General features: G+C 31.7%; 27 protein-coding genes, 1 tRNA gene and 1 riboswitch. Of the genes, 21 read left to right on the top strand and 7 right to left on the bottom strand.

Annotated features, from left to right (window positions below):
- Positions 1–314 precede the first annotated feature (314 nt).
- Positions 315–1,520 carry a helix-turn-helix domain-containing protein gene (locus O9267_RS09765; RefSeq protein WP_298178724.1) on the bottom strand — a complete coding sequence of 402 codons (1,206 nt, stop codon included), beginning with the start codon at positions 1,518–1,520 and terminating at the stop codon, positions 315–317.
- A gap of 106 nt (positions 1,521–1,626) precedes the next feature.
- Between O9267_RS09765 and dusB the strand changes: the two genes are divergently transcribed.
- Positions 1,627–2,619 (top strand): tRNA dihydrouridine synthase DusB, encoded by a 993-nt coding sequence (dusB, locus tag O9267_RS09760; RefSeq protein WP_298178721.1) that lies wholly within the window; start codon positions 1,627–1,629, stop codon positions 2,617–2,619.
- On the opposite strand, the gene O9267_RS09755 is transcribed toward dusB, so the two are convergent.
- Both O9267_RS09755 and rbfA read right to left on the bottom strand, forming a co-directional pair.
- Positions 2,616–3,815, bottom strand: a complete 1,200-nt coding sequence (locus O9267_RS09755) for an FtsX-like permease family protein (RefSeq protein ID WP_298178718.1) — start codon at positions 3,813–3,815, stop codon at positions 2,616–2,618. The genes dusB and O9267_RS09755 overlap by 4 nt on opposite strands.
- Before the next feature lie 4 nt (positions 3,816–3,819).
- Positions 3,820–4,212, bottom strand: a complete 393-nt coding sequence (rbfA, locus tag O9267_RS09750) for a 30S ribosome-binding factor RbfA (RefSeq protein WP_298178714.1) — start codon at positions 4,210–4,212, stop codon at positions 3,820–3,822.
- A 115-nt stretch (positions 4,213–4,327) separates the two neighbouring features.
- Here rbfA and mce point away from each other — a divergent pair, with 115 nt between their 5' ends.
- From mce to O9267_RS09735, 3 genes are all read left to right on the top strand, one after another.
- A complete protein-coding gene (gene mce / locus O9267_RS09745; protein WP_298178711.1) occupies positions 4,328–4,729 on the top strand; it encodes a methylmalonyl-CoA epimerase in 402 nt (133 codons plus the stop codon).
- A gap of 131 nt (positions 4,730–4,860) precedes the next feature.
- Positions 4,861–4,934: transfer RNA gene (locus tag O9267_RS09740), tRNA-Ile, on the top strand.
- A 207-nt stretch (positions 4,935–5,141) separates the two neighbouring features.
- Complete coding sequence (locus tag O9267_RS09735) at positions 5,142–5,351, top strand: hypothetical protein (protein ID WP_298178708.1); 210 nt, start codon at positions 5,142–5,144, stop codon at positions 5,349–5,351.
- Between the two features lie 22 nt (positions 5,352–5,373).
- Here the strand turns inward: O9267_RS09735 and O9267_RS09730 are convergent, their stop codons facing one another.
- On the bottom strand, positions 5,374–5,961 hold the full coding sequence (locus O9267_RS09730) for a riboflavin synthase (RefSeq protein ID WP_298178706.1): 588 nt from the start codon (positions 5,959–5,961) through the stop codon (positions 5,374–5,376).
- Between the two features lie 58 nt (positions 5,962–6,019).
- Here O9267_RS09730 and pdxA point away from each other — a divergent pair, with 58 nt between their 5' ends.
- The 6 genes from pdxA (at position 6,020) to accC (ending at position 11,012) form a co-directional block, all read left to right on the top strand.
- A complete protein-coding gene (gene pdxA / locus O9267_RS09725) occupies positions 6,020–7,081 on the top strand; it encodes a 4-hydroxythreonine-4-phosphate dehydrogenase PdxA (protein WP_298178703.1) in 1,062 nt (353 codons plus the stop codon).
- A gap of 83 nt (positions 7,082–7,164) precedes the next feature.
- Positions 7,165–7,704, top strand: coding sequence for a DUF177 domain-containing protein (locus tag O9267_RS09720; RefSeq protein WP_298178701.1), 540 nt, complete (start codon positions 7,165–7,167; stop codon positions 7,702–7,704).
- A gap of 9 nt (positions 7,705–7,713) precedes the next feature.
- Positions 7,714–7,908 (top strand): 50S ribosomal protein L32, encoded by a 195-nt coding sequence (gene rpmF / locus O9267_RS09715; protein ID WP_298178698.1) that lies wholly within the window; start codon positions 7,714–7,716, stop codon positions 7,906–7,908.
- A gap of 167 nt (positions 7,909–8,075) precedes the next feature.
- Positions 8,076–9,065, top strand: coding sequence for a beta-ketoacyl-ACP synthase III (locus O9267_RS09710; protein WP_298178696.1), 990 nt, complete (start codon positions 8,076–8,078; stop codon positions 9,063–9,065).
- A 35-nt stretch (positions 9,066–9,100) separates the two neighbouring features.
- Complete coding sequence (accB, locus tag O9267_RS09705) at positions 9,101–9,571, top strand: acetyl-CoA carboxylase biotin carboxyl carrier protein (protein ID WP_298178692.1); 471 nt, start codon at positions 9,101–9,103, stop codon at positions 9,569–9,571.
- Between the two features lie 94 nt (positions 9,572–9,665).
- Positions 9,666–11,012, top strand: a complete 1,347-nt coding sequence (accC, locus tag O9267_RS09700; RefSeq protein ID WP_298178690.1) for an acetyl-CoA carboxylase biotin carboxylase subunit — start codon at positions 9,666–9,668, stop codon at positions 11,010–11,012.
- A 120-nt stretch (positions 11,013–11,132) separates the two neighbouring features.
- On the opposite strand, the gene ahcY is transcribed toward accC, so the two are convergent.
- Positions 11,133–12,449, bottom strand: coding sequence for an adenosylhomocysteinase (gene ahcY / locus O9267_RS09695; protein WP_298178686.1), 1,317 nt, complete (start codon positions 12,447–12,449; stop codon positions 11,133–11,135).
- A gap of 129 nt (positions 12,450–12,578) precedes the next feature.
- Between ahcY and O9267_RS09690 the strand changes: the two genes are divergently transcribed.
- The 6 genes from O9267_RS09690 to O9267_RS09665 all read left to right on the top strand — a co-directional run bounded on the left by O9267_RS09690 (position 12,579) and on the right by O9267_RS09665 (position 19,594).
- On the top strand, positions 12,579–13,235 hold the full coding sequence (locus O9267_RS09690) for a 4'-phosphopantetheinyl transferase superfamily protein (protein ID WP_298178685.1): 657 nt from the start codon (positions 12,579–12,581) through the stop codon (positions 13,233–13,235).
- A 39-nt stretch (positions 13,236–13,274) separates the two neighbouring features.
- On the top strand, positions 13,275–13,991 hold the full coding sequence (locus O9267_RS09685; RefSeq protein ID WP_298178682.1) for a geranylgeranylglyceryl/heptaprenylglyceryl phosphate synthase: 717 nt from the start codon (positions 13,275–13,277) through the stop codon (positions 13,989–13,991).
- A 2-nt stretch (positions 13,992–13,993) separates the two neighbouring features.
- On the top strand, positions 13,994–14,611 hold the full coding sequence (gene pnuC, locus O9267_RS09680; RefSeq protein ID WP_298178679.1) for a nicotinamide riboside transporter PnuC: 618 nt from the start codon (positions 13,994–13,996) through the stop codon (positions 14,609–14,611).
- A complete protein-coding gene (locus tag O9267_RS09675; RefSeq protein WP_298178674.1) occupies positions 14,575–16,695 on the top strand; it encodes a DUF4301 family protein in 2,121 nt (706 codons plus the stop codon). The genes pnuC and O9267_RS09675 overlap by 37 nt, the downstream gene beginning before the upstream one ends.
- Positions 16,696–16,697: 2 nt before the next feature.
- The gene (gene arfB, locus O9267_RS09670) at positions 16,698–17,099 is read left to right on the top strand and encodes an alternative ribosome rescue aminoacyl-tRNA hydrolase ArfB (RefSeq protein WP_298178671.1); all 402 of its coding nucleotides are present in this window, start codon (positions 16,698–16,700) and stop codon (positions 17,097–17,099) included.
- 144 nt (positions 17,100–17,243) lie between these two features.
- A riboswitch (TPP riboswitch) is annotated at positions 17,244–17,340 on the top strand.
- An 88-nt stretch (positions 17,341–17,428) separates the two neighbouring features.
- Entirely contained in the window at positions 17,429–19,594 is a 2,166-nt protein-coding gene (locus O9267_RS09665; RefSeq protein ID WP_298178669.1) for a TonB-dependent receptor, read from the top strand.
- Here the strand turns inward: O9267_RS09665 and O9267_RS09660 are convergent.
- Positions 19,591–20,016, bottom strand: coding sequence for a hypothetical protein (locus tag O9267_RS09660; RefSeq protein ID WP_298178667.1), 426 nt, complete (start codon positions 20,014–20,016; stop codon positions 19,591–19,593). The genes O9267_RS09665 and O9267_RS09660 overlap by 4 nt on opposite strands.
- A 159-nt stretch (positions 20,017–20,175) precedes the next feature.
- On the opposite strand from O9267_RS09660, the gene greA reads away from it, so the two are divergent.
- The 3 genes from greA to O9267_RS09645 all read left to right on the top strand — a co-directional run bounded on the left by greA (position 20,176) and on the right by O9267_RS09645 (position 22,117).
- Positions 20,176–20,652, top strand: coding sequence for a transcription elongation factor GreA (greA, locus tag O9267_RS09655; RefSeq protein ID WP_298178664.1), 477 nt, complete (start codon positions 20,176–20,178; stop codon positions 20,650–20,652).
- A gap of 103 nt (positions 20,653–20,755) precedes the next feature.
- Positions 20,756–21,145, top strand: a complete 390-nt coding sequence (locus tag O9267_RS09650; protein ID WP_298178662.1) for an HIT family protein — start codon at positions 20,756–20,758, stop codon at positions 21,143–21,145.
- A 78-nt stretch (positions 21,146–21,223) separates the two neighbouring features.
- On the top strand, positions 21,224–22,117 hold the full coding sequence (locus O9267_RS09645; protein ID WP_298178659.1) for a hypothetical protein: 894 nt from the start codon (positions 21,224–21,226) through the stop codon (positions 22,115–22,117).
- 153 nt (positions 22,118–22,270) lie between these two features.
- Here O9267_RS09645 and O9267_RS09640 read toward each other — a convergent pair whose 3' ends face one another.
- Positions 22,271–23,422 (bottom strand): HAMP domain-containing sensor histidine kinase, encoded by a 1,152-nt coding sequence (locus tag O9267_RS09640; protein WP_298178658.1) that lies wholly within the window; start codon positions 23,420–23,422, stop codon positions 22,271–22,273.
- Between the two features lie 102 nt (positions 23,423–23,524).
- Here O9267_RS09640 and O9267_RS09635 point away from each other — a divergent pair, with 102 nt between their 5' ends.
- Positions 23,525–24,400: a flavin reductase family protein gene (locus O9267_RS09635; RefSeq protein WP_298178656.1), complete on the top strand. Its 876-nt coding sequence runs from the start codon at positions 23,525–23,527 to the stop codon at positions 24,398–24,400.
- Between the two features lie 13 nt (positions 24,401–24,413).
- Positions 24,414–24,563, top strand: a 150-nt coding sequence (locus O9267_RS09630) for a DUF3127 domain-containing protein (RefSeq protein ID WP_298178929.1), incomplete at its 3' end; no start/stop codon positions are given.

Raw genomic sequence — 24,563 nt, 5'->3', positions numbered from 1 at the left:
AAGTAGACCAAATATGAAATGTAAAAAGTATATTGGTTTCCATTTTTTTTTGGGCTTTATGAAATAAATAATAGTAAAATAAAAAATTGGAACAATACAATATCTTGAAAAGACATAAAATTTTACAGTTCCAAAATCTAGATTGTTGTAATAAAGAAATTCATCAATATTCATTAAAAAAATACAGAAAATGAATAAACTCAGCCATCTATTACCAGGAATATTATGTTTATTTGGGTTAAAAAAAATTAAAAGAGTAATCAGCAAACTTGACCCAGCAATTAAATTAACAAGTAGTTGATTCATAGTTTATTTTAAATATTTAATAAGTATTCTTTAGGCGTTTTTCCAGTATTTTTTTTAAAAGCGCGGTTGAAAGTCGCTTTAGAATTAAATCCACAATCATAAGCGATTCCTAATAAGGTTGATTTTTTGTGTTCGCCATTGCTAAAACTATTTTTTACGGCTTCAATTCTATAATTATTGATACAATCGTTAAAGTTCATTTGAAATCCTTGATTGATGGTTTTGGAAATTACAGAAGCATTGGTTTCTAGTTTTTTTGCCAAATCGGTCAATGTTAATTCCGGATTTTGATAAAGTTTTTCCTCTTGAATTAAGCTTTCAATCTTAGATTTCCAAAGAGAAATTTCTGGCGAATTCGTTTCTTCAAATGTTTCGTGCGCAATATCAATTACTGACTCAACTTCATTGGAAGTGTTTGAATCCAATAAAAGAATTGGATTTTTATCAAATAGCGAAACTTTAAATGGAATTGTGGCATTTGTGGGATTAGAATATCCAGTGATAGCAATGTAATACATAACAATTGAAAAGAAAAGATAAAACCACCAACTTCCTTGATAGGATTTTATTTCGGGATAAAAATATCCGATAATTTCAAATAGAATAGGTAAAAGCAACATCACTAAAAAGGCAATCAAATAGTTTCTAATCCATTTGAACAACACAGAATCAGCATAACTTACAACTTGAAACATTAATTTTTTATAGACATTATAATATCGAATACTCAAAAAGAAATAGATAATCATAGAAAGTAAACCCAATTTTTGATACCATTCTTCAAAGTCTTTGTCCATTCCATCTGCATAAAAATAGTAATCTTGTAAAATTAATTGGTCATAAACCCAAATAACTACAGAATAAACTAAATATAAAATTCCGGGTAATAAGTGTAAAAAGTTGTTTTGGGTGAGTCGAAAGGATGGATTGAGTAAACTTTGAGTATAAAAATAAATCAATGGACCAATAAAAAATAACTGCTGAAAAGGCATATAAAACATAAAATCTCTGTAAGGTTGATTGTCATACCAACCAGCAAAGCCAAGCATCCACGGAGCAATAAATAAGCTGCATAAAAAAATAAAAAGACTTAACCAATAATTGGATTTGTTTTCGGTTTGAATCGCTTTTCTTAGTAGTAAAGCGCTATAAATCATACCTTGTGTGAAGGAAATAAGTAAAAGCGAACTGTAAGATCCAAACTGAAAAAGCATCAAATAGTTTTTGTAAAAATAATTATTAATTTTAAATGATTGTCACACATAAGATTAAATTTCATAACTAAATATTCTTAACTATCTTTGCAAAAAAAATAGTTCAATGCCCAAAATAGGCAACATCATATTACCAGATTTTCCGCTATTACTTGCGCCGATGGAAGACGTGAGTGATCCGCCATTTCGTAGGTTGTGCAAATTGCACGGTGCAGATTTGATGTATTCTGAATTTATTTCTTCGGAAGGATTGATTCGTGATGCTGTAAAAAGTCGTCAGAAATTAGATATTTTTGATTATGAACGTCCAGTTGGAATCCAAATATTTGGTGGCGATGAAGAAGCGATGGAAATGTCCTCACGAATTGTTGATACTGTTCAACCCGATTTGGTGGATATCAATTTTGGATGTCCCGTAAAAAAAGTAGTTTGTAAAGGCGCAGGCGCAGGCGTTTTGAAAGATGTAGATTTGATGGTGCGTTTGACAAAAGCGGTAATTAAAGGTACAAGTCTTCCGGTAACGGTGAAAACGCGTTTGGGTTGGGATGAAAATTCTATAAATATTGATGAGGTTGCAGAGCGATTACAGGATATTGGTGTTCAAGCTTTAACAGTTCACGCGAGAACTCGTGCGCAAATGTATAAAGGGCATTCTGATTGGAGTCATATTGAACGTGTAAAAAACAACCCTAGAATTACGATGCCAATCTTTGGAAATGGCGATATCGATTCTCCAGAAAAAGCATTAGAATATAAAAACAAATTCGGTCTTGATGGTATGATGATTGGTCGTGCTGCCATTGGTTATCCATGGATTTTTAATGAAATTAAACATTATTTCACAACTGGTGAACATTTAGCAAAACCAACAATTGCCGATAGAGTAGAAGCTGCTAGGAACCATCTAACGTGGTCAATGGATTGGAAAGGTGAACGCCTTGGAATTGTAGAAATGCGTCGTCATTACACGAATTATTTCAAAGGAATTGCGAATTTTAAAGAGTTTAGATTAAAGTTGGTAACTATAGAAGACCCAGAAGTTTTGTTTAAAGCTTTAGACGAAATTCAAGAAGTTTACGCTGATTATCAGGTTTTTTAATCCAACAATTTTTTAGTTACTCTACTGCTTGCAATAAAACTTGCAATAAAACCTAGCAAGACAATAGTTGTAAATACAATTAGTACATTTTGAATACTAAAAACAATCGGGTAAGCCAAAGTTGGCGTAATCATGATAAATTGAAATTGTTGCTGAAGTAATACAATTATAATTCCTAATAGTAAACCAATAATTCCGCCAAAAACACTTAGTAACGTTCCTTGTAACAAGAATATTTTACGTAAATTTTTGACTTCTGCTCCAAGGTTGTAAAGTGTTTTCAGATTTTCTTTTTTGTCCAAAATCATCATTATTAACGCGCCAATAAGATTGAATAACGCGATAATAATTACTAAAGTAAAAATCAAATAAACTGCAATATTTTCGGTATTGAGCATTTTGTATAACGAATCATTGAGTTGTGCTCTATTTTTTACCGTTACTTTATTATTGAAGATAGATTGAAGTTCTTTTTTAATAATTTCTTCATCTGAATTAGGTCTCAATTTCAATTCGATAGCCGAAATTTGATTTGATTTGTATTCGAGTAAATTTTGCGCTAAGCCTAAATCCGCATATACATATTTGCTGTCCAAATCTTCACTTATAGCATATATTCCAACTGGAGCAATAGTGGTTTTATTAAAAGCTTGTTCAGGATTTTCTATGGCGCCTTTTCCTGGTCTTGGAACAAAAACTTCAAATGGATGATTAAATTCAAATAATCCTAACGATAGTTTTTGCGAAATTCCATAACCAACCACTACTTGTGTTGTATTGGGTTCGAGCCAATCGCCTTGAAAAATAGTTTTTTTTACATCGTTTACTTTGCCATAAGAAGCATCAACTCCTTTGAGATAAGTAACAATTTCTTTTCCGTCAAACATAAAAAGTACTCTGTCTTCTAGAACTTTGCTAGAAGCTGCAATGCCATTTATTTTTAGAAGTTTTTCGTTTTGTATAGCAGAAACGTAAAATGATTTACCCAATGTAGCGCTAACTTTCAAATCAGGGTCGGAATCATTACTGAAAGACAAACTAAAATCTTTTAATCCACTAAAAACGGATAAAACCACAAACAAAGCCATTGCACCAACGATTATTCCAAGTGACGCAATTCCATTTATAATGTTTATTGCATTGTTTTTGCTGGCACTTTTAAGGTATCGTTTGGCTATGTATAAAGGGAAATTCAATTTTTTAAAATTTCTTTCTACGTTCTAATAAGTCACGATTTTCAATTGGATTCTCTTTCATTTTCAGAGCATTATCGATTTTTTCAATATAATCTAATGAATCATCGATGTAAAAAGTCAAATTCGGAACTTTACGCAATTGCAATTTAACACGTTGTGACAAATCGTGTTTTATTAATGGAGTATTACTTTTGATAGCAGCCAATGTTTCAGCAGCTTTTTCTTGCGGAAAAATACTCAAATGCACGGATGCTACTGACAAATCGGTAGTAACGACAACTTTAGAAACAGAAATAACCAAATTAGAAATTCCGTTTTTTCTTATTTCACCTTGCAAAATATCTACCAAATCTTTTTGTAGAACGCCACCAATTTTTTTCTGTCTATTTGTTTCCATGCTGCAAAAATACAATTTTTAAATTATAGTAGATAAATCTAAACACGACTTATGACAAAAATCATTAGTAGTTGCCAGATTGAATTATTAACTTTGCTATCAAATAAGTGAATCAATGAGAAAAATCGAACATATTGGTATTGCAGTAAAAGATTTAGAAACGTCAAATTTAGTTTTCGAAAAATTATTTGGAGCACCTGCTTACAAACAAGAAGAAGTCGCAAGCGAAGGTGTGAAGACCTCCTTTTTTATGAATGGACCTAATAAAATAGAGTTATTAGAAGCTACAAATCCGGATAGTCCAATTGCAAAATTTATAGAAAAAAAAGGAGAAGGAATCCATCACATAGCTTTTGATGTAGAAGATATTGAAAAAGAAGTAATCCGATTGAAAGGTGAAGGATTTGTAGTTTTAAATGAAATTCCAAAAAAAGGAGCTGATAATAAGTTAGTGGTTTTTTTGCATCCAAAAACAACAAATGGCGTTTTGGTTGAACTTTGTCAAGAAATTAAATAAATTTTGGCTAAACGAATAAGAATCAATCTTTTCAGAATTATTATTTTCAGTATAATTTAATTTTGAACATTAATACTCATAAAAAAGTTGCAACAAATCAAAAATAGTAGTAATATTGCAACCTCAATAAAGGTCCTATAGCTCATTCGGTTAGAGCAACTGACTCATAATCAGTAGGTGCTTGGTTCGATTCCAAGTGGGACCACCTCCAAACCGTTTAGAATTTTTCTAGACGGTTTTTTTATAAAATGAAGTAGAGATTGTTATTAAAACGTTTTTTTTTTTGAGTTTTAATCAAAAAAAATTTTTTTTTCCATTTGAAATTGTATTTTTGTCCCTAATTTAGAGATAATTTCAATTTGACAGAAGTTTAATTTTGTTAAGTTTAAAATTTATTTAGTTTTACAATCTTATGAATAAAATAGTGAGTAAGCCATTTTTTGCAGTTGTATTGTTTTTTGTTACAATTGCTTCACAAGCTAAGCAAGGTCCGCCGCCGCCGCCGGCTGCTCCGCCTGTTGGTTTGCCTATTGATGGAAATATATATGTCTTATTAGTTGTTTCCTTAGCTTTCGGAATTTACAAAATATATAACAATAAAATGATAAAAACTTCAAAGTAAATTTGAAGTTTTTTGTTTTTTACTAGTAGTTACTTTGCAATTTTGTAATGTACTTACCAATAACATCAAATTCTAAATTTATTTTTGTTCCAATTTTTATAGACTTGAAATTGGTGTTTTCATATGTGTATGGGATAATAGCTACACTAAATTCATTTTTTTTAGAATTCACAACGGTTAAGCTCACTCCATTTACAGTAATTGAACCTTTTTCAATAGTTAGATTCTTCAAATCTGGGTTGTATTCAAAAGTAAAATACCAACTTCCGTTAGCGTTTTCAATATTTATACAAGTCCCTATTTGGTCAACATGACCTTGTACAATGTGGCCATCAAGTCTGTCTCCAAGTTTCATAGCTCTTTCTAGATTGACTAAATCACCAACACTCCAATCACTTAAATTTGTTTTTTGAATCGTTTCTTTAATAGCAGTTACTGTATATTTTGAATCTGAAATTGACACAACAGTCAAACAAACACCATTATGTGCAACACTTTGGTCTACTTTTAACTCATTTGTAATCGAAGAAGCTATTGTAATATCGTAATTATCCTCGTTTTTTCTTATTTCTTGAACTGTGCCAAGTGTTTCTATTATTCCTGTAAACATTCTTGTTTTATTTTACTAAATTTGCAACTTCAAAAATAGCAATAAATAACGTTTACAAATGATAAAAAAGGCAGAAAATATAATCGTAGGAATTTCAATTGGAGATTTAAACGGTATTGGAAGCGAAGTCGTGCTCAAAACTTTTGAGGATTCAAGAATGTTAGAGTTATGTACTCCAGTTATTTTTGCTAACGTAAAAACAATTTCTTTTGTTAGAAAAAGTTTCGAATCAACAGCAATGCTTCACGGAATTGATAGATTAGACCAGGTAGTTGTTGGAAAAATAAATGTATTAAATGTTTGGAGAGAAGGTTTTGATATTAATTTTGGAGCTAATGACGAAACAGTTGGGAAATATGCAATAAAATCTTTTGTTGCCGCAACCAAAGCTTTAAAAGAAGGTTTAATAGATGTTTTAGTTACCGCACCAATCAATAAGTACAACATTCAGTCTGAAGAATTTAAATTTCCAGGGCATACAGATTATTTGGATAGAGAATTAGAAGGAAATGCTCTAATGCTTATGGTTCAAGATGATTTGAGAGTTGGTTTGTTAACTGATCATATTCCTGTAAACGAAGTGGCAAAACATTTAACAGAATCATTAATAACACAAAAAATCGAAACCATCAAAAAAACGTTGATTCAAGATTTTAGCATTAATAAACCAAAAATTGCTGTTTTAGGATTGAATCCACATGCAGGTGATGGTGGTGTTATCGGAAAAGAAGAAGAAGAAATTTTAAAACCGACATTAAAGAAAATATTCGATAAAGGAACATTGGTTTTTGGGCCTTTTCCAGCGGATGGTTTTTTTGGAAGTAATCAGTATGAAAAGTACGATGCAATACTGGCAACTTATCATGATCAAGGATTAATTCCGTTTAAAACATTGTCTTTTGGTAAAGGCGTAAATTACACAGCAGGTTTAAATAAAATTAGAACTTCTCCAGATCATGGAACTGCTTATGAAATTGCTGGGAAGAATATGGCCGATTTTAATTCGTTTAAAGAAGCTGTTTATCTGGCAATTGATATATTTCATTCGAGAAATCAGTATGAAAGCATAAGCCAAAATCCAATGAAAATAAGGGAAAAGCAAGAAGAAAAAAAATATTAAATAAAAAAAATGCTTAACAGTTTTATTTATTCAATAATTTTATATCTTTGCGCTCCCATAAAGTAGGGAAAATTGATATTGAAATGAAACAATTAAACGAATTCCTAATTCCTTTTGTTGGTTTAAAATTAGGAAAACATAAGTTTGAATATCAAATAAGTAAAGCGTTCTTTGATAACTTTGAGTATGACGATTTTGAAAGTTGTGATATCAAAGTTGAGGCAGTTTTAGAAAAGAAAAGTACAATGCTCGAACTTGATTTAAAGCACAAAGGAACTGTTCATGTTCCATGTGATTTGACAAGTGAGATGTTTGATTTGCCAATCAAAAGCAAAATTAGACTAGTTGTACAGTTTGGAGATACATTTAATAATGATAATGAAGAATTATTGATTTTGCCACATGGCGAACATCAACTAGATATTTCTCAATACATTTATGAAATGATTGTTCTTTCAGTTCCTCTAAAACGTGTTCATCCAGGTATAAAAGATGGAACTTTAAACACTCCAGCTCTAGAAAAGTTGAAAGAACACACCATCAAAGAAAATAAAAAAGAAGTAAAAGAAGAGAATACAGACCCGCGTTGGGACAAACTAAAAAATCTATTAACGGATAAATAATATAGTAAAATGGCACATCCTAAGAGAAAAATTTCCAAAACAAGAAGAGACAAGAGAAGAACACATTATAAAGCTACAGTTGCTCAAATTGCAACTTGTCCTGTAACTGGAGAAGCACATTTATACCACAGAGCTTACTGGCATGAAGGTAAAATGTATTACAGAGGTCAAGTAGTTATTGACAAATCTGTTGCGCTTGCGTAGTGTTTTTTTACAATTATAAACATGGACTCTCACATTTGTGGGAGTTTTTTGTTGTTTATAATTTTAACTAAATAAGCATTCAAAAAACTATTTCGTATAATTTTTTTTTGTAATTTCCACCACTTGTAGCAAATCGATTTGGTTTGCTGTGAAACTAATTAAAACTTATGAATACTATTACATCTGCAATTACTGCTGTCGGTGCTTATGTTCCTGATTTTGTGCTTTCTAATAAAGTGTTAGAAACAATGGTTGATACCAACGACGAATGGATCACCACAAGAACAGGTATAAAAGAAAGAAGAATTTTAAAAGGAGATAAGTTAGGAACCTCCTTTTTAGCAATAAAAGCGGCTCAAAATCTGATTGAAAAAAGCGGTCTAGATCCTAAAGAAATAGACATGGTTATTGTAGCAACTGCTACGCCAGACATGCCAGTTGCAGCAACTGCAGTTTATGTAGCAACACAAATTGGTGCTGTCAATGCTTTTGCTTACGACTTGCAAGCAGCTTGTTCAAGTTTTCTTTACGGAATGTCAACAGCTTCTGCATACATTCAGTCAGGAAGATATAAAAAAGTATTATTAATTGGAGCAGATAAGATGTCTTCAATAATTGATTATACCGATAGAGCCACTTGTATCATTTTTGGAGATGGTGCTGGAGCAGTTCTATTTGAACCAAATACTGAGGGTCTTGGTTTACAAGACGAATTTTTAAGAAGTGACGGAATAGGTCGCGAATATTTAAAAATTGATGCAGGCGGATCAATTCTTCCTGCTTCTAAAGAAACCGTTGAAAATAGCCAACATTACGTTTTCCAAGATGGGAAAACAGTATTTAAATATGCTGTTACAGGAATGGCTGATGTTAGCTCAATAATCATGGAACGCAACAATCTTACTAAAGATAGCGTAGATTGGTTAATTGCACATCAAGCTAACAGAAGAATAATTGATGCAACTGCTAGCAGAATGGAATTAGACGAAAGTAAAGTTCTTATTAATATTGAAAAATATGGTAACACAACTTCGGCTACCTTACCATTATTATTAAACGATTTTGAAAGTAAATTCAAAAAAGGAGATAATCTAATTTTTGCCGCATTTGGTGGAGGTTTCACTTGGGGATCGATCTACCTTAAATGGGCTTATTAAAATACAAACAAACTAAAAATTAAAAACAAATAATTATGGATTTAAAAGAAATTCAAAACCTAATCAAATTTGTATCAAACTCCGGTGTTGCCGAAGTAAAATTAGAAATGGATGATGTAAAAATCACCATTAGAACTACTTTAGAAGGGAATTCACATGATGTAACTTATGTGCAACAAGCACCAATGCAACAAGCTTTGCCTCAAGCAGCACCTGCAATTGCTCCAGTTGCCACAACTCCAGCTGCTTCTGATGAAAATTCTAAATATGTAACTATAAAATCTCCAATTATTGGTACTTTTTATAGAAAACCAGCTCCAGACAAACCAATGTTTGTTGAGGTTGGAAGCTCAATTGGTAAAGGAGACGTTCTTTGTGTAATTGAAGCAATGAAATTATTCAACGAAATTGAATCAGAAATTTCTGGAAAAATTGTAAAAATTCTTGTAGATGACATGTCTCCAGTAGAATTTGACCAACCATTATTTTTAGTAGATCCATCGTAATTTAAATTCCAATATTTTAAATTCCAAATTCCAAAAATTTTGACTTTAGAATTTGGAATTTGGGTTTTGTTTATTGAATTTTAAAAAACAAATTATGTTTAAAAAAATACTTATTGCCAATAGAGGTGAAATAGCACTTCGTGTTATAAGAACTTGTCGTGAGATGGGAATTAAGACAGTTGCTGTTTATTCTACAGCTGATGCAGAAAGTCTTCATGTAAAATTTGCTGATGAAGCCGTTTGTATTGGTCCTCCTCCAAGTAATCTTTCTTATCTAAAGATGTCAAATATTATTGCTGCTGCCGAAATAACAAATGCAGATGCAATTCATCCAGGATATGGTTTCCTTTCTGAAAATGCTAAGTTTTCAAAAATTTGTCAAGAACACGGAATTAAATTTATCGGTGCTTCTCCTGAAATGATTGATAGAATGGGTGATAAGGCTTCGGCTAAGTCAACTATGATTGAAGCTGGTGTACCATGTGTTCCCGGTTCAGTAGGGATTTTAGAATCATACGAACAAGCTGAAAAATTAGCAAGTGAATTTGGTTATCCTGTAATGCTAAAAGCAACTGCTGGTGGTGGCGGAAAAGGAATGCGTGCCGTATGGAAACAAGAAGATTTACTAAAAGCTTGGGAAGGCGCTCGTCAAGAATCTGCTGCTGCTTTTGGAAATGACGGAATGTATCTTGAAAAATTAATTGAAGAACCGCGTCATATCGAAATTCAAGTAGTTGGTGATGCTTACGGAAAAGCATGTCACCTTTCTGAAAGAGATTGTTCAGTACAACGTCGTCATCAAAAATTAACAGAAGAAACGCCTTCGCCATTTATGACAGATGATTTGCGTAAAAAAATGGGTGAAGCTGCTGTAAAAGCTGCCGAATATATCAAATATGAAGGTGCTGGAACAGTAGAATTTTTGGTTGATAAACATAGAAATTTCTATTTCATGGAAATGAATACCAGAATTCAAGTAGAACATCCAATCACCGAACAAGTTATTGATTATGATTTGATTCGTGAGCAAATTATGGTAGCGGCTGGAATTCCAATTTCGGGTAAAAATTATTTTCCAAATCTTCATGCTATCGAATGTCGTATAAATGCTGAAGATCCTTATAATGATTTTAGACCTTCTCCAGGAAAAATCACAACGCTTCATGCGCCAGGTGGTCACGGAGTTCGGTTAGACACACACGTTTATGCTGGTTACACAATTCCGCCAAATTACGACTCAATGATTGCTAAGTTGATTACTACTGCTCAAACAAGAGAAGAAGCTATCAACAAGATGAAAAGAGCTTTAGACGAGTTTGTGATTGAAGGTATCAAAACCACAATTCCTTTCCACAGACAATTAATGGATGAACCAGATTATGTAGCAGGAAATTATACTACAAAGTTTATGGAATCTTTTGTAATGAAAGATCCTGAATAAATAGAAAAGCCTCACTTATAATGAGGCTTTTTTCATATAAATTAAAACCCCGACTTCAATTGAAATCGGGGTTTTCTATTTTTATAACTTCGTACTTCGTATATTGACTTCGTACCTTTATTAATATCTGTAATACTCTGGTTTGAATGGTCCAGCAACTTCAACACCAATATATTCTGCTTGATCTTGACGTAATGTTTCCAATTCAACGCCTAATTTAGCTAAGTGTAAAGCAGCTACTTTTTCATCTAAATGTTTTGGTAACATATAAACGTCGTTGTTGTAAGCTGCACTGTTTTTCCATAACTCGATTTGAGCTAAAGTTTGGTTTGTAAACGAATTACTCATTACAAAACTTGGATGTCCAGTTGCACAACCTAAATTCACTAAACGACCTTCAGCTAAGATAAGAATATCTTTTCCAGCGATAGTATATTTATCAACTTGTGGTTTGATTTCAACTTTAGATGCACCGTGGTTTTTGTTTAACCAAGCCATATCAATTTCGTTATCGAAGTGACCGATGTTACAAACGATAGTTTTATCTTTCATTTGCTCAAAGTGCTCACCAAGAACGATATCTTTATTTCCAGTTGTTGTAATGATGATATCAGCATTAGCAATAACTGTGTTTAATTTTTTTACTTCAAAACCGTCCATTGCAGCTTGTAAAGCACAAATTGGATCAATTTCAGTTACAGTTACAATTGAACCTGCACCTCTAAAAGAAGCAGCAGTTCCTTTTCCAACGTCACCGTATCCACAAACAACAACTCTTTTACCAGCTAACATAATATCAGTTGCACGACGCACAGCATCAACAGCAGATTCTTTACAACCATATTTGTTATCAAATTTCGATTTAGTAACCGAATCATTAACGTTAATTGCAGGCATTGGTAAAGTTCCTGCTTTTACTCTTTCGTATAAACGGTGAACTCCAGTTGTAGTTTCTTCAGATAAACCTTTGATTCCAGCAACTAATTCTGGGTAACGATCAATAACCATGTTGGTTAAATCTCCACCATCATCAAGAATCATGTTCAATGGTTTTCTATCTTCACCAAAGAATAATGTTTGTTCGATGCACCAGTCAAATGACTCTTCATCTAAACCTTTCCAAGCATAAACCTGAATTCCAGCAGCAGCAATAGCAGCAGCAGCTTGATCTTGAGTTGAGAAAATATTACATGATGACCAAGTAACTTCAGCACCAAGTGCAATTAAAGTTTCAATTAAAACTGCAGTTTGAATAGTCATGTGAAGACATCCAGCAATACGAGCACCAGCAAGTGGTTGTTCGTTTTTGTATTCAGCTCTTAACGCCATTAACCCAGGCATTTCAGCTTCCGCCAATTCAATTTCTTTTCTTCCCCAAGCTGCAAGGTTAATATCCTTAACTTTGTAAGCTACAAATGGTAATGTTTGTGTACTCATCTATTATGTATATTTGTTTTTTTTATAATTTGGTGCAAAATTACAACATAGGTTTTGATTTTAATAATTTATTTTAAAATTTGTGAAATGTTTAATTTCATAATCTTTTGAAAAACAACAAAATACTAAATGCCACTACATAAAGTCGTTTATTTATCGAACAATACGAAACTGTATCTCTGGAAGATTACAGAAGAATTAGACTTGTTATTAAGTGAAGTAAAACTAAAAGATTCTTCAAAAGCTCGTTTAGAAAACATGAAATCGGAGAGCCATCAAAAAGGTTTTTTAGCCGTAAGAATGTTATTGCAACATCTAAACTATACTGATTTTGATTTGTATTATGATTCATTAGGCAAACCACATATTAAACCACAAGGTTGTAGTATTAAGGACGTTCATATTTCCATTTCGCATTCGCATGAATTTTCTGCAATTGCCATTAGTGATGAAAATATTGGTTTAGACATTGAAAAATTAAAAGAAAAAACCTTGAAAATTGCACCAAGATTTATGGATGTTTCTCATCTAGAAAATTTGAGTGACGAAGATAAAATCAAAAAAGCAACCGTAATTTGGGGAATAAAAGAAAGTATTTTTAAAGTTAAAAACGAAGTTGGAATAAGTTTTCCCGACCATATTTCAGAAACTCCATTTTCACTTGAAGATAAAACAGCAAATGCAACATTAAAGTTCAACAACAATACCGAAGTTTCGGGAGAAAATTTCAAAATCCAATTTGATTCCATTGAAGATTATATCTTTGTTTGCGCTTTTAAAAAATAAAACTGCAACTTTGCGCCTTAGCGTCTTTGAGAAAACCACATGATAAACATTTACAATGAAATACTATTAGCAAAATCGGAAGCCAAAAAACTTCTTGCTATTCTCATTGATCCTGACAAAGTCTCGATTGAAAGTACATCAGAATTAACTCAAAAAATAAACCAATCGCCAGCAACTCATATTTTTGTTGGAGGAAGTTCTTTTGATGGAACACATTTAGATGAATTAATCATTGAATTAAAATCGAAAATTAATTTACCAATTCTATTATTTCCTGGAAATCCTTCTCAAATCTCTAAAGAAGCTGATGGAATTTTATTTCTAACCTTATTATCAGGTAGAAATCCAGATTATTTAATCGAACATCAAATAAATGCTGTTCCAATTCTGAATAAAACCAATTTAGAAGTGATTTCTACAGGTTATATTTTAATAGAAAGTGGTAATGAAACTGCCGTTGAACGCGTTAGTAAAACCAAACCTTTAGATAGAAATAATCACCAATACGCATTGCAAACAGCACAAGCGGGAGAATTTATTGGCAATAAATTAATTTATTTAGAAGCTGGAAGTGGTGCAGCATTATCTGTTCCACAAGAAATGATTACATTAGTTTCTCAAAACATAAAAATTCCGTTGATTGTAGGTGGAGGCATTCGTTCCAAACAAGAGATTGAAAATACTTTTTCTTCTGGAGCAGATATAGTCGTTATCGGAACAGCTTTTGAAAATAACAGTAATTTTTTTGACAACTAAAAATGATAGACTTCCTTATTTCACAATATAAAAATGCTTCGACAAATCAAATCTGTTTGGAGTTTTTAGCGTTTGTATTCGGAATAATCAGTGTCTATTGTGCCAAAAAAGAAAATATTTGGGTTTATCCAACGGGATTAATTTCAACAGTTATCACGGTCTATTTGTTGTATCAAGCAAGTTATTTTGGCGATATGACTATGAATGCTTACTACTCCATAATGAGTATTTACGGTTGGTATAAATGGATGTCTAAATCTAAAGAAACTGAATTATTGATTACGAGAACCAATTCAAAAGAAAAAATAATAGGATTTATTTTTTTTATTCTCACAATGTTTATCACTTATTTAGTTTACAAATTTTTCGATTACAAACTTGAAATTCCTAATTATATTGATATTTTTACATCAGGAATATTTTTTACAGCTATGTGGTACATGGCAATCAAAAAAATAGAAAGTTGGACTTTGTGGATAATTGGAGATTGTATTGCGGTTCCATTATTTGCTCACAGAGGTTTGGGAATGTTGTCGCTACAATATTTAATTTTTACAATTTTAGCTATTTTAGCTTATTTAGAATGGAAGAAAATCTTAAACAATTACAATCTGAGATAATCAAGATTGCAATGTATGGACCAGAATCTACTGGAAAAACAACTTTGGCAAGTCAATTAGCGGAAGTATTCAATACAATTTGGATACCCGAATTTGCACGCGATTATTTGCAAGATAAATGGGATTTGAAGCAAGAAATTTGTTCCCAAGAAGATTTAATTCCTATAGCAATTGGGCAAATCAAACTAGAAAATGAAGCACTTTCTCAAGCTACTAAATTTCTTTTTTGCGATACTAATTCTTTAGTTACAAAAGTTTTCTCTGATATATATTATAATAGTTGCGATCCAATTTTAGATCAAGCGGCACTTGTGCATGACTATGATTTAATTTTCTTAACTGACGTTGATATTAAATGGGAGCCAGATGATATAAGAGACAAGCCAGACGATAGAGAAACGACTTTTGCAACCTTTGAAAAAACAATTAAACAATTTAAAAAACCCTATATAAAATTATCTGGAAACAAAGAAGAACGATTAGAAAAAGCTACTAAAATTATAAACGATCTAGCTAAAGCAAAACAGTTAGGTTTCAATTCATACGATTTTATCGAAATTTATAATAGAAAAATAAATGCCGAAACCATTGAATTTCAATTTAATATCCTAAAAAATGGTATTCCCAAAATAAATCTTGATAGAACAGCCACCATAAATGATGGAATTATCATAATATCAAAAGAAGAAGCTACTTATTTTTCAAATTATTTTGATCAGAAAAAAGAAAATCTCAAGCTCAAAAAATTCGTTCCAGCATCGGGTGCTGCCAGTAGAATGTTTAAATTCTTAAATGAATTTTTGAATGAATTCAAGCTTGGTGAAGAAAGTATAAATGCTTATATAAACAGAAAAAAAGAAAAAAATCTGCCCGTTTTTTTGGTGGCAAAAGAAAAATTTCCTTTCTATAATGATATTTTGAAAGTAGCTAAAGCATCATTACCTGATTTTGATTCGTGGGAAAAAGACACACGTGATTTTGGATTTATTAAAACAATGCTTTCAAATAATCATTTTGATTATGCCAATAAGCCAAAAGGAATCTTACCTTTCCATCAGTATAAATCTCATGTTGCGTCGGCAATTGAAGAGCATCTTAAAGAATGTTTATACTATGCAACTTCTAATGCCAAATCACATCTGCACTTTACCGTTTCTGAAGAACATCAAAAAAGTTTTGAATCAATTATTAACGATGTTAAGCCAAGACTTGAAAACAGTTCAAATGTTGCAATAGAAGTTAAATATTCGTATCAAAATAAATCTACAGATGTTATTGCTGTAGATATTGATGGAAATCCTTTTAGAGATGAGAACAATCAGATTCTTTTCCGTCCGGGCGGTCATGGTGCTTTGATTGAGAACTTGAATAATCTAAATGCGGATATTATTTTTATAAAAAATATTGACAATGTAATTCAAAATCATGCTGATGAAATTGCTCTTTACAAAAAAGCATTGGCAGGAGTTTTAATTCAGTATCAAGAAGTGATTTTTAGGTTTATGAAAATTTTAAATTCTCAAACCATTTCCAACGAAGAAATTGCCGAAATCGCTGATTATATAAAATCAAAACTGAATATTTCTATAAAACCAGATTTTGTAAAATATACCAAAGAAAGCAAAGTAGAACATCTTCAAACTATTTTAAGCAGACCAATTCGTGTGTGTGGAATGGTAAAAAATGAAGGCGAACCAGGCGGAGGCCCATTTTGGGTAATAGATAAAAAAGGAAAAACATTTCTGCAAATTATCGAATCTTCTCAAATAGACACTAAAGATGAAAATCAGATAAAAATATTTGAAAGCGCCACTCATTTTAACCCTGTTGATTTGGTGTGCGGAATAAAAGATTACAATGGGCAAAAATTTGATTTAACAAAATACATTGATGCTAATTCTGGTTTTGTTGTAGAAAAAAATAAAAATGGAAAACCTTATAATGCATTCGAACTTCCGGGACTTTGGAATGGTGCCATGGCAAAATGGTTAACCATTTTTGTAGAAGTACCATTAATAACTTTCAATCCTGTGAAAACGGTTAATGATTTGTTGAAACCAGCACATCAACCTATAGATCAATAAAAATGGAAATTGAAAAAATAATTTCTGAATTAAGTTTCAAAGCCGTTAGAAGTTCTGGCGCTGGCGGACAAAATGTGAATAAAGTTTCGTCTAAAGTTGTTTTGACTTTTGATTTGCTTAATTCACAATCGCTTTCTGATGAAGAAAAAGAACTATCTCAAAAGAAATTAAAATCCAAATTAACTTCTGAAGGAATTCTTATTTTAAATTGTGATGAAGACAGAAGTCAACTAAAAAATAAAGAAATTGTAACCAAACGTTTTCTCGAAATCATAAAAAAATCGTTAATCATTCCAAAAGAAAGAAAAGCTACAAAAATCCCAAAATCAGTCATTGAAAAAAGACTGAAAGACAAATCAACCAATTCAGAAATAAAGCAAAACAGGAAAAAACCAGAGTTGTAAAATTGCAATATCAATTGCAAAAAACAATATCAATTTTTAGATTTTCTGTGATTCCGAGTTCTGTCAAATAAACATAAAACAAATCCTTTTTTAATTTTCTTTCATTGATATTGCAATTGTCATTGATATTGAACTATCTTTGCCCTGTCTCAAAAGGGGTGCTCTAAATTACGAGCTGAGATTATACCCAATGAACCTAGAACAGGTAATGCTGTTTAGGGAAAAGTGACAAAACAGAGTGCACGCTGACCTTTGTCACAGGAAACAAACATTTTTATTTTTTAACCAAGAATAATTACCTCTTTTTATTCGTATAAATTATTTTACGAATGGAATTTTTATTTAACCAAAACTGCGCAAAAAGCGTATTGAAAAAAAGGGTTTTAACTCTATTTTCTATTTTCTATTTTCTATTTTCCAACTTCATTTTTAGTCAAGAAAAAGATTCAACCAAAGTAAACCAACTTGACGAAGTTTTAGTTTCGGCAATTCGAATTACCAAAAAAACACCTATAAGTTTTAGCGATTTAGACAAAAAAGAAATTGCGAAACGAAATTTAGGACAAGACATTCCTATTCTAATGAATTATTTGCCTTCTGTTGTGACGACTTCTGATGCTGGAAACGGTTTTGGATATACTGGAATTCGAGTTCGTGGTAGCGATGCAACTCGTGTGAATGTTACAATCAACGGTATTCCTTACAATGATTCTGAAAGTCATGGTACTTTTTGGGTAAATATGCCCGATTTTGCTTCGTCTGTTGAAAGCTTACAATTGCAGCGAGGTGTTGGAACATCTACTAATGGTTCTGGAGCTTTTGGTGCAAGTTTAAATATGCTGACTGATTCTTATTCACAAAAAAGTGCTGGCGAAATTTCTAATTCTTTTGGAAGTTTCAATTCGCGTAAGCATACTGTAAAATTCAGTTCGGGATTGATGAACGATCATTTTGAATTGGCAGGTCGAGTATCTAATTTAAAATCAGATGGATATATCGACAGAGCTTCTTCCGATTTGAAATCTTATTTTCTACAAGGAACTTATGTTGGCAAATCAACTTTAATCAAAGCTTTGGTTTTTGGTGGAACAGAAAAAACATATCAATCATGGAACGGAATTGATGGCGAAACTTTAAAAACGGACAGAACTTTTAATTCGGCTGGAATTTTTACAGATGAAAATGGAAACGAACGTTTTTATGACAACGAAACCGATAATTACCAACAAGATCATTATCAGTTACATTGGAATGAAAAAATTACTAAAAATTGGTCAACTAATTTAGCTTTTCATTATACCAAAGGAAAAGGTTATTTCGAAAACTATAAAAATGAAGAGCCAACCAATGATTACAACATTCTAACAACTGGAATTGTTGATGATGGTTATGGAAACTTAGTGCCAGGAACTGATTTAATTCGTCAAAAATGGTTAGACAACGATTTTTATGGCGCGACTTTTTCAACAAATTATAAAAAAGAGAAAATCGATTTCATTTTTGGTGGTGGTTGGAACAAATATTTAGGCGATCATTTTGGAAAAGTAATTTGGGCAAGAAATGCGTCTTCTTTTGAATTGGGCGACACTTATTATGATGATTATGGTTATAAAACTGACGGAACTATTTTTGCAAAAGCCAATTATCAGTTAACTAAAGAAGTAAGTCTTTTTGGCGATTTGCAATATAGAAGAGTAAATTATAAAGCCAATGGTGTTCAAGAAAGTTACTTGAATGAAACCTTTCATTTTTTTAATCCAAAAACAGGATTGACTTATTCAGTAAACTCCAAAAATGAATTTTATTTTTCTTTTGCGATTGCTAATCGTGAACCTAACAGAACTGATTACGAAGGCGGAGCTGCTAAACCTGAAAAATTAAACGATTTTGAACTGGGTTGGCGTTATAATTCAAACAAGATAAAATTCAACACCAATCTTTATTACATGCTTTACAAAGACCAGTTAATCTTGACTGGGAATCTTGATGATGTTGGAAATCCTATTCGATCTAATAGCGAGAAAAGTTATCGATTAGGGCTCGAGATTGATGCTACAATTTCACTTTCAAAAAAACTTATAGTTAGACCAAACATAACTATTAGTGAAAATAAAAATCAAGATTTGGATGTAGCTGGAGAAAATTTTGGAAACAAAAACATTGCATTTTCGCCAAGTATAGTTGGAGGAAATAGTATTGTTTTTCAACCATTTGAAAGTTTACAAATTAATTGGTTATCAAAATTTGTAGGCGAGCAATACATGAACAATATCGAATCGTCAGAGTCTAAATTAGAAAGTTATTTTGTAAATGATTTAAATATTACTTACGAATACAAAACTAAATCGGTATTCAAATCTATTGTTTTTTCAGGATTAATTAATAATATTTTGGATAAAAAGTATGTTTCAAACGGCTATATGTATGATATATATCCTTACTATTATCCACAAGCAGGAATTAATTTTTTAGCAGGAATTACGTTGAAGTTTTAGTTAGAAACCACCAAGCTCGTTGGGCTTAATACTTCAACTTTATAAGGCTTCATAGCATATTGCGAAGAACCAACACCTGTAAACAAACTATATTCTTGGTTATCGCAGTTGCATTTTGCGTTCAATCCGCTTATAACCATTGTAGAACAGTCACTCGGATACTGATTAGGGCAACTGGCTTCCCAAGCTCTAAAATCGGTATCCGATACTTTCATTACGATGATTCCTTTTATTCCAACAGTCTCTACATTAATATATAAAGGCTGCATGTTAAAGTTTAATTTAGAATACGAAGCAAGGTTAGTGTTGATAGGAAATGTAAACGAATAATTAGGTAAATAAGGATTGGTATTTCTTACTTTGTCTTTTGTACAACCATTTATAAAAGGAAGCAAAATCAATGCTAGTAAAAGATTTTTCATTTTTTAGAATAATTTTTTGACATAACAAATTTAATTTATTTAACTTTGAATCCGATATGATTAACATTTAATTATACAACAAAATAAAATTTAGTTATCTTTGTACTAAGGAATCCCGTCGAGAATGGGATTTTTTCTATTTATATAAACGATGAAATTATGAGCACAGTATCTTATTACACCGCAGAAGGATTAAAAAAATTAAGAGAAGAATTAGATCAACTTAAAAGTATAGAACGTCCAAAAGCTTCACAAGCCATTGCAGAAGCAAGAGATAAAGGCGACTTGTCGGAAAATGCAGAATATGACGCTGCCAAAGAAGCACAAGGAATGTTAGAAATGAGAATTGCCAAATTAGAAGAAATTCATTCTAACGCAAGACTTATTGATGAAACACATCTTGACGTTTCTAAAGTTTTGGTTTTGTCTAATGTGAAAATTAAAAATCAAGCCAACGGAATGGAACTAAAATATACTTTGGTTGCCGAAAGTGAAGCCGATTTAAAAACAGGAAAAATATCTGTAACTTCTCCAATTGGAAAAGGTTTACTAGGAAAATCAGTAGGTGAAGTTGCCGAAATTACAGTTCCGAACGGAACTTTAAAATTTGAAATTTTAGAGGTTTCTCGCGATTAATTCAATTTTGTCACACTGAGCGCAGTCGAAGTGCTTTTCAAAAATCAGTCTTCTGAACCAACTTCTAAACTCTTAACCTTTTTAAACTCCTAACCTTAAAAAAATGAGTTCAATTTTTACCAAAATAGTAAACGGAGAAATTCCTTGCTACAAAATAGCCGAAGACGAAAATTATTTGGCATTTTTAGATGTAAATCCAAATGCAAAAGGACATACACTTTGTATTCCGAAACAAGAAATCAACAAGATTTTTGACATGGAAGAAGAGCATTATTTAGGATTAATGAAGTTCTCTAGAAAAGTAGCAAAAGCACTCGAAAAATCAGTTGATTGCAAGCGAATTGGTGTTGCTGTTGTTGGTTTAGAAGTTCCGCATGTTCATGTGCATTTAATTCCGTTACAAGATATGGACGATATGCGTTTTCAACGAAAAGTTGCCTTATCTAAAGAAGAATTTGAGGCAATAGTTGCGTTGGTTCAAAGTAATTTATAAGAAAATAAAAAATTAATTAATTCCACAAATTTGCTCTTTCATGTGTAAGTTTGTGGAATTTTTTTTAATTCAATTTATATGAAAAATATTCTCTTTGCATTATTGTTTTTCTTTCAACTAAACACTTATAGTCAAGAAAGAAGTTTACACAATTATTATTGGAACGAATATGATTCTTATGAAGTAATTATTGGAGCAAAGAATTGTTATGTTCGCGAAAATCCTTCAATAAATGCCAAATTGATTGATTCTTTGCAAATTGGCAAACCTATTAAAGTGATTAAGTCAACAGATAATGAATTAGAAATTAAAGGTTTAAAAGTTTCTTGGGTAGAAGTTGAATATCAAACTAGTTTAGGAACAATTGCCAAAGGTTTTCTGTGGAAAGGATTTGTTGCTGTTGGTTTTCATAAAGAAGGTAATTACACTTATTTAACAACAATAGACAAAGTTGAAAAAAAACTAGAATCTGAGAATTATGAAGTCGATAATTTTTCAATTACAGTAAAACTTTTAGACGAAAAAAATGTGATTATTGGACAAAAAACTACCAAAAAAGCTATTGGTGATAGTCGCTATTTTGAAAACAAAACCATTGGAAGTCTTGGATTAAAAGAGTTGAAAAACATATACCGAATTAGTTTTAGCGGAGAAGCCTGCGGAATTCCATCATTCTATTATTATTTTGGTTGGAACGGAAAAGAATTTATAGAATTGCCTGAAAAATATGAAGTTGGCGATGCTGGCGTTTTTTATCATTCGGAAAATTTTATCTTTCCAAAAGAAGTTGGCGGAAAACCTGATTTTATTATAAAGACTATTGAAGAAGCAGTGAATGATGATGAAACAGGAGAAAAAAACACTTATGTTTTTGATGTTACAAAACACACTGAAACCTACAAATGGGATGGTCAAAAAGCAGTTTTTGTTTCAAAATCTAAACCAAAAAAGTTCAAGAGAAAAGAGAATTAACTTTGTTATTGACCTATTATAAAATATTCAATTTTCTACTTTTTTTGCTAGCGCGAGCTTCTAGCTCGTGCCCACAACAACTTATAAAACTTTTATATTTTGAGTATATAAATGCACGAGCTAGAAGCTCGCGCTAGCAGTGAAAGTCCCTTTTTAGGGATTTTTTTGTTTCTTAAAACTAACTTCCATAATAGTTCCTTTTCCAATTTCTGAATCGAAGACTTTTATTTTTCCTTTGTGGTATTCTTCTACAATTCTTTTGGTTAGTGATAATCCTAATCCCCAACCGCGTTTTTTGGTGGTAAAACCTGGTTCAAAAACACTTCTAAACTGGTTTCGCGGAATTCCTTTTCCAGTATCCGAAACGTAAATTTTTACTAATTTCCCTTCCTCTACAATTTTTACTGTTAGTTTTCCTTTTCCTTTCATAGCATCAATCGCATTTTTTACCAAATTCTCAATGGTCCAACTATGTAAGGCTGAATTTAAGGGAACAATAATTGGATTTTTTGGTGCTTTAAAAGAAAATTCAACTTGTTTTGAAAACCTCGATTGAAGATACGTGTAGGAATCTTTTGTTTCTTCAATAATATCTTTGGGTTCTAAAACTGGCTCCGAACCAATTTTGGAAAATCTATCGGTAATGGTTTGTAGTCTAATAATATCTTTTTCGATTTCTGAAACGGTTGTTTCATCTACATTATCGGCTTTCATAATTTCGAGCCAACCAATTAATGAGGATAATGGCGTTCCTATTTGATGAGCGGTTTCTTTTGCCATACCAGCCCAAAGTTTGTTTTGGGTTGCCATTTTGGTGCTTTTGTAAAAATTGTAAACAACTGCTCCAAACAAGAAAATAATCAATAAAAGTGCTACAGGATAATATTTTAATTTGCTCAAAAGTGAAGAATCACCATAATATAAATACTGAAATTTTCCGGGAATATATTCAATTGCAATAGGTTCGTTTTGATTTTTTAGCTGTTGCAAAAGTTTTTTGAGCTTGGTCTTGTCTTTTAAAATTGTTTCTTCAATATTGACAGTATTGATAATCGAATCATTTTGTGTTTGAATAATCGGAATTGATGCGTTTTGAATAATTTCAAGCGGCAATTCTAAATCCGCGTTTACATCGACACTATTAATTTTCTTTTGAGCAATTGCCCAATGACTCATTTTTACACGCTCTTCATTTTTAAAAATTTGAAAAAAAGTATAGGTGTTCCATAATATTAATGAAACAATAATAAAGGAAGACAAAATTAAAATCCAACGAGTAAGACTCTTTCTTTCGGAAAACTGCATGCACTAAATTTTGTTTAAAAGTAATGAATTTTTTTAAATTGAAATTGAATTTTGAAATTGTCATTGCAATTGAATCCTTATCTTTGTTCAAATTCAATTTTTATGTTAACACTTGATCCAAAAGAACTTTCTCCGGTAAAATTGCAAGGGTATTTGCAAAGTGCTATTGCGCCGAGACCAATAGCTTTTGCTAGTACAAAAGATAAAAATGGCAAAGCTAATTTGTCGCCTTTTAGTTTCTTCAATATTTTTAGTTCAAATCCGCCGATTTTGGTTTTTTCGCCTGCTCGACGAGTTCGTGATAATACCATAAAACACACGTTAATCAACTGCGAAGAAACGCGTGAAGTGGTTATAAATGTTGTTAACCATGCTATTGTACAACAAATGTCGTTGTCGAGTACAGAATATCCAAATGGTGTGAATGAGTTTTCAAAATCAGGATTAACAGCAATTCCATCTGAAATTGTGAAACCTTATCGTGTGGCTGAAAGTCCGGTTCAGTTTGAATGCAAGGTCAATCAAATTATACCGCTTGGAACAGAAGGTGGCGCAGGAAATATGATTATTTGTGAAGTAGTAAAAATGCACATTAGCGAAGATGTTTTAAATGCCGAAGGACAAATTGATCCTTTCAAAATAGATTTGGTATCGAGATTAGGTGGCAATTGGTATTCGAGAGCAAAAGAAGGACTTTTTGAAGTAGAAAAACCTATTGCAACATTAGGAATTGGCGTTGATATGATTCCAAATTTTATCAAAGAAAGTAGTGTTTTCGACGGAAATGATTTGGGAAAATTAGGAAATGTGGAAGCATTGCCAAGTGAAGAAGAAATTACTATATTTGTCAAACAAAATTTTGAAATAAAAGGTGTTATAAGTGCTGATGATGAGGTAAAAAAACACCAATTAGCAAAAGAATATTTAGATAAAAATGAAGTGCTAACCGCTTGGAAAGTGCTTTTAGCAAAACAATAAATTTAGAATAATTATGGAAGTTTTAGGAAAAGTAAAAGTAGTTGGCGCTGAGCAACAAGTAAGTCCAACATTTAGAAAAAGAGAATTGGTTGTAACTACAGACGAGCAATATCCGCAAAGCATTATGATTGAATTTGTTCAAGATAAAAGTGATTTATTAAAT

It is taken from the genome of Flavobacterium sp., assembly GCF_027531705.1.
GTDB lineage: Bacteria > Bacteroidota > Bacteroidia > Flavobacteriales > Flavobacteriaceae > Flavobacterium.
Note: the sequence above shows the minus strand (reverse complement) of the source record. Positions and strands in the feature narration are given on the sequence as shown.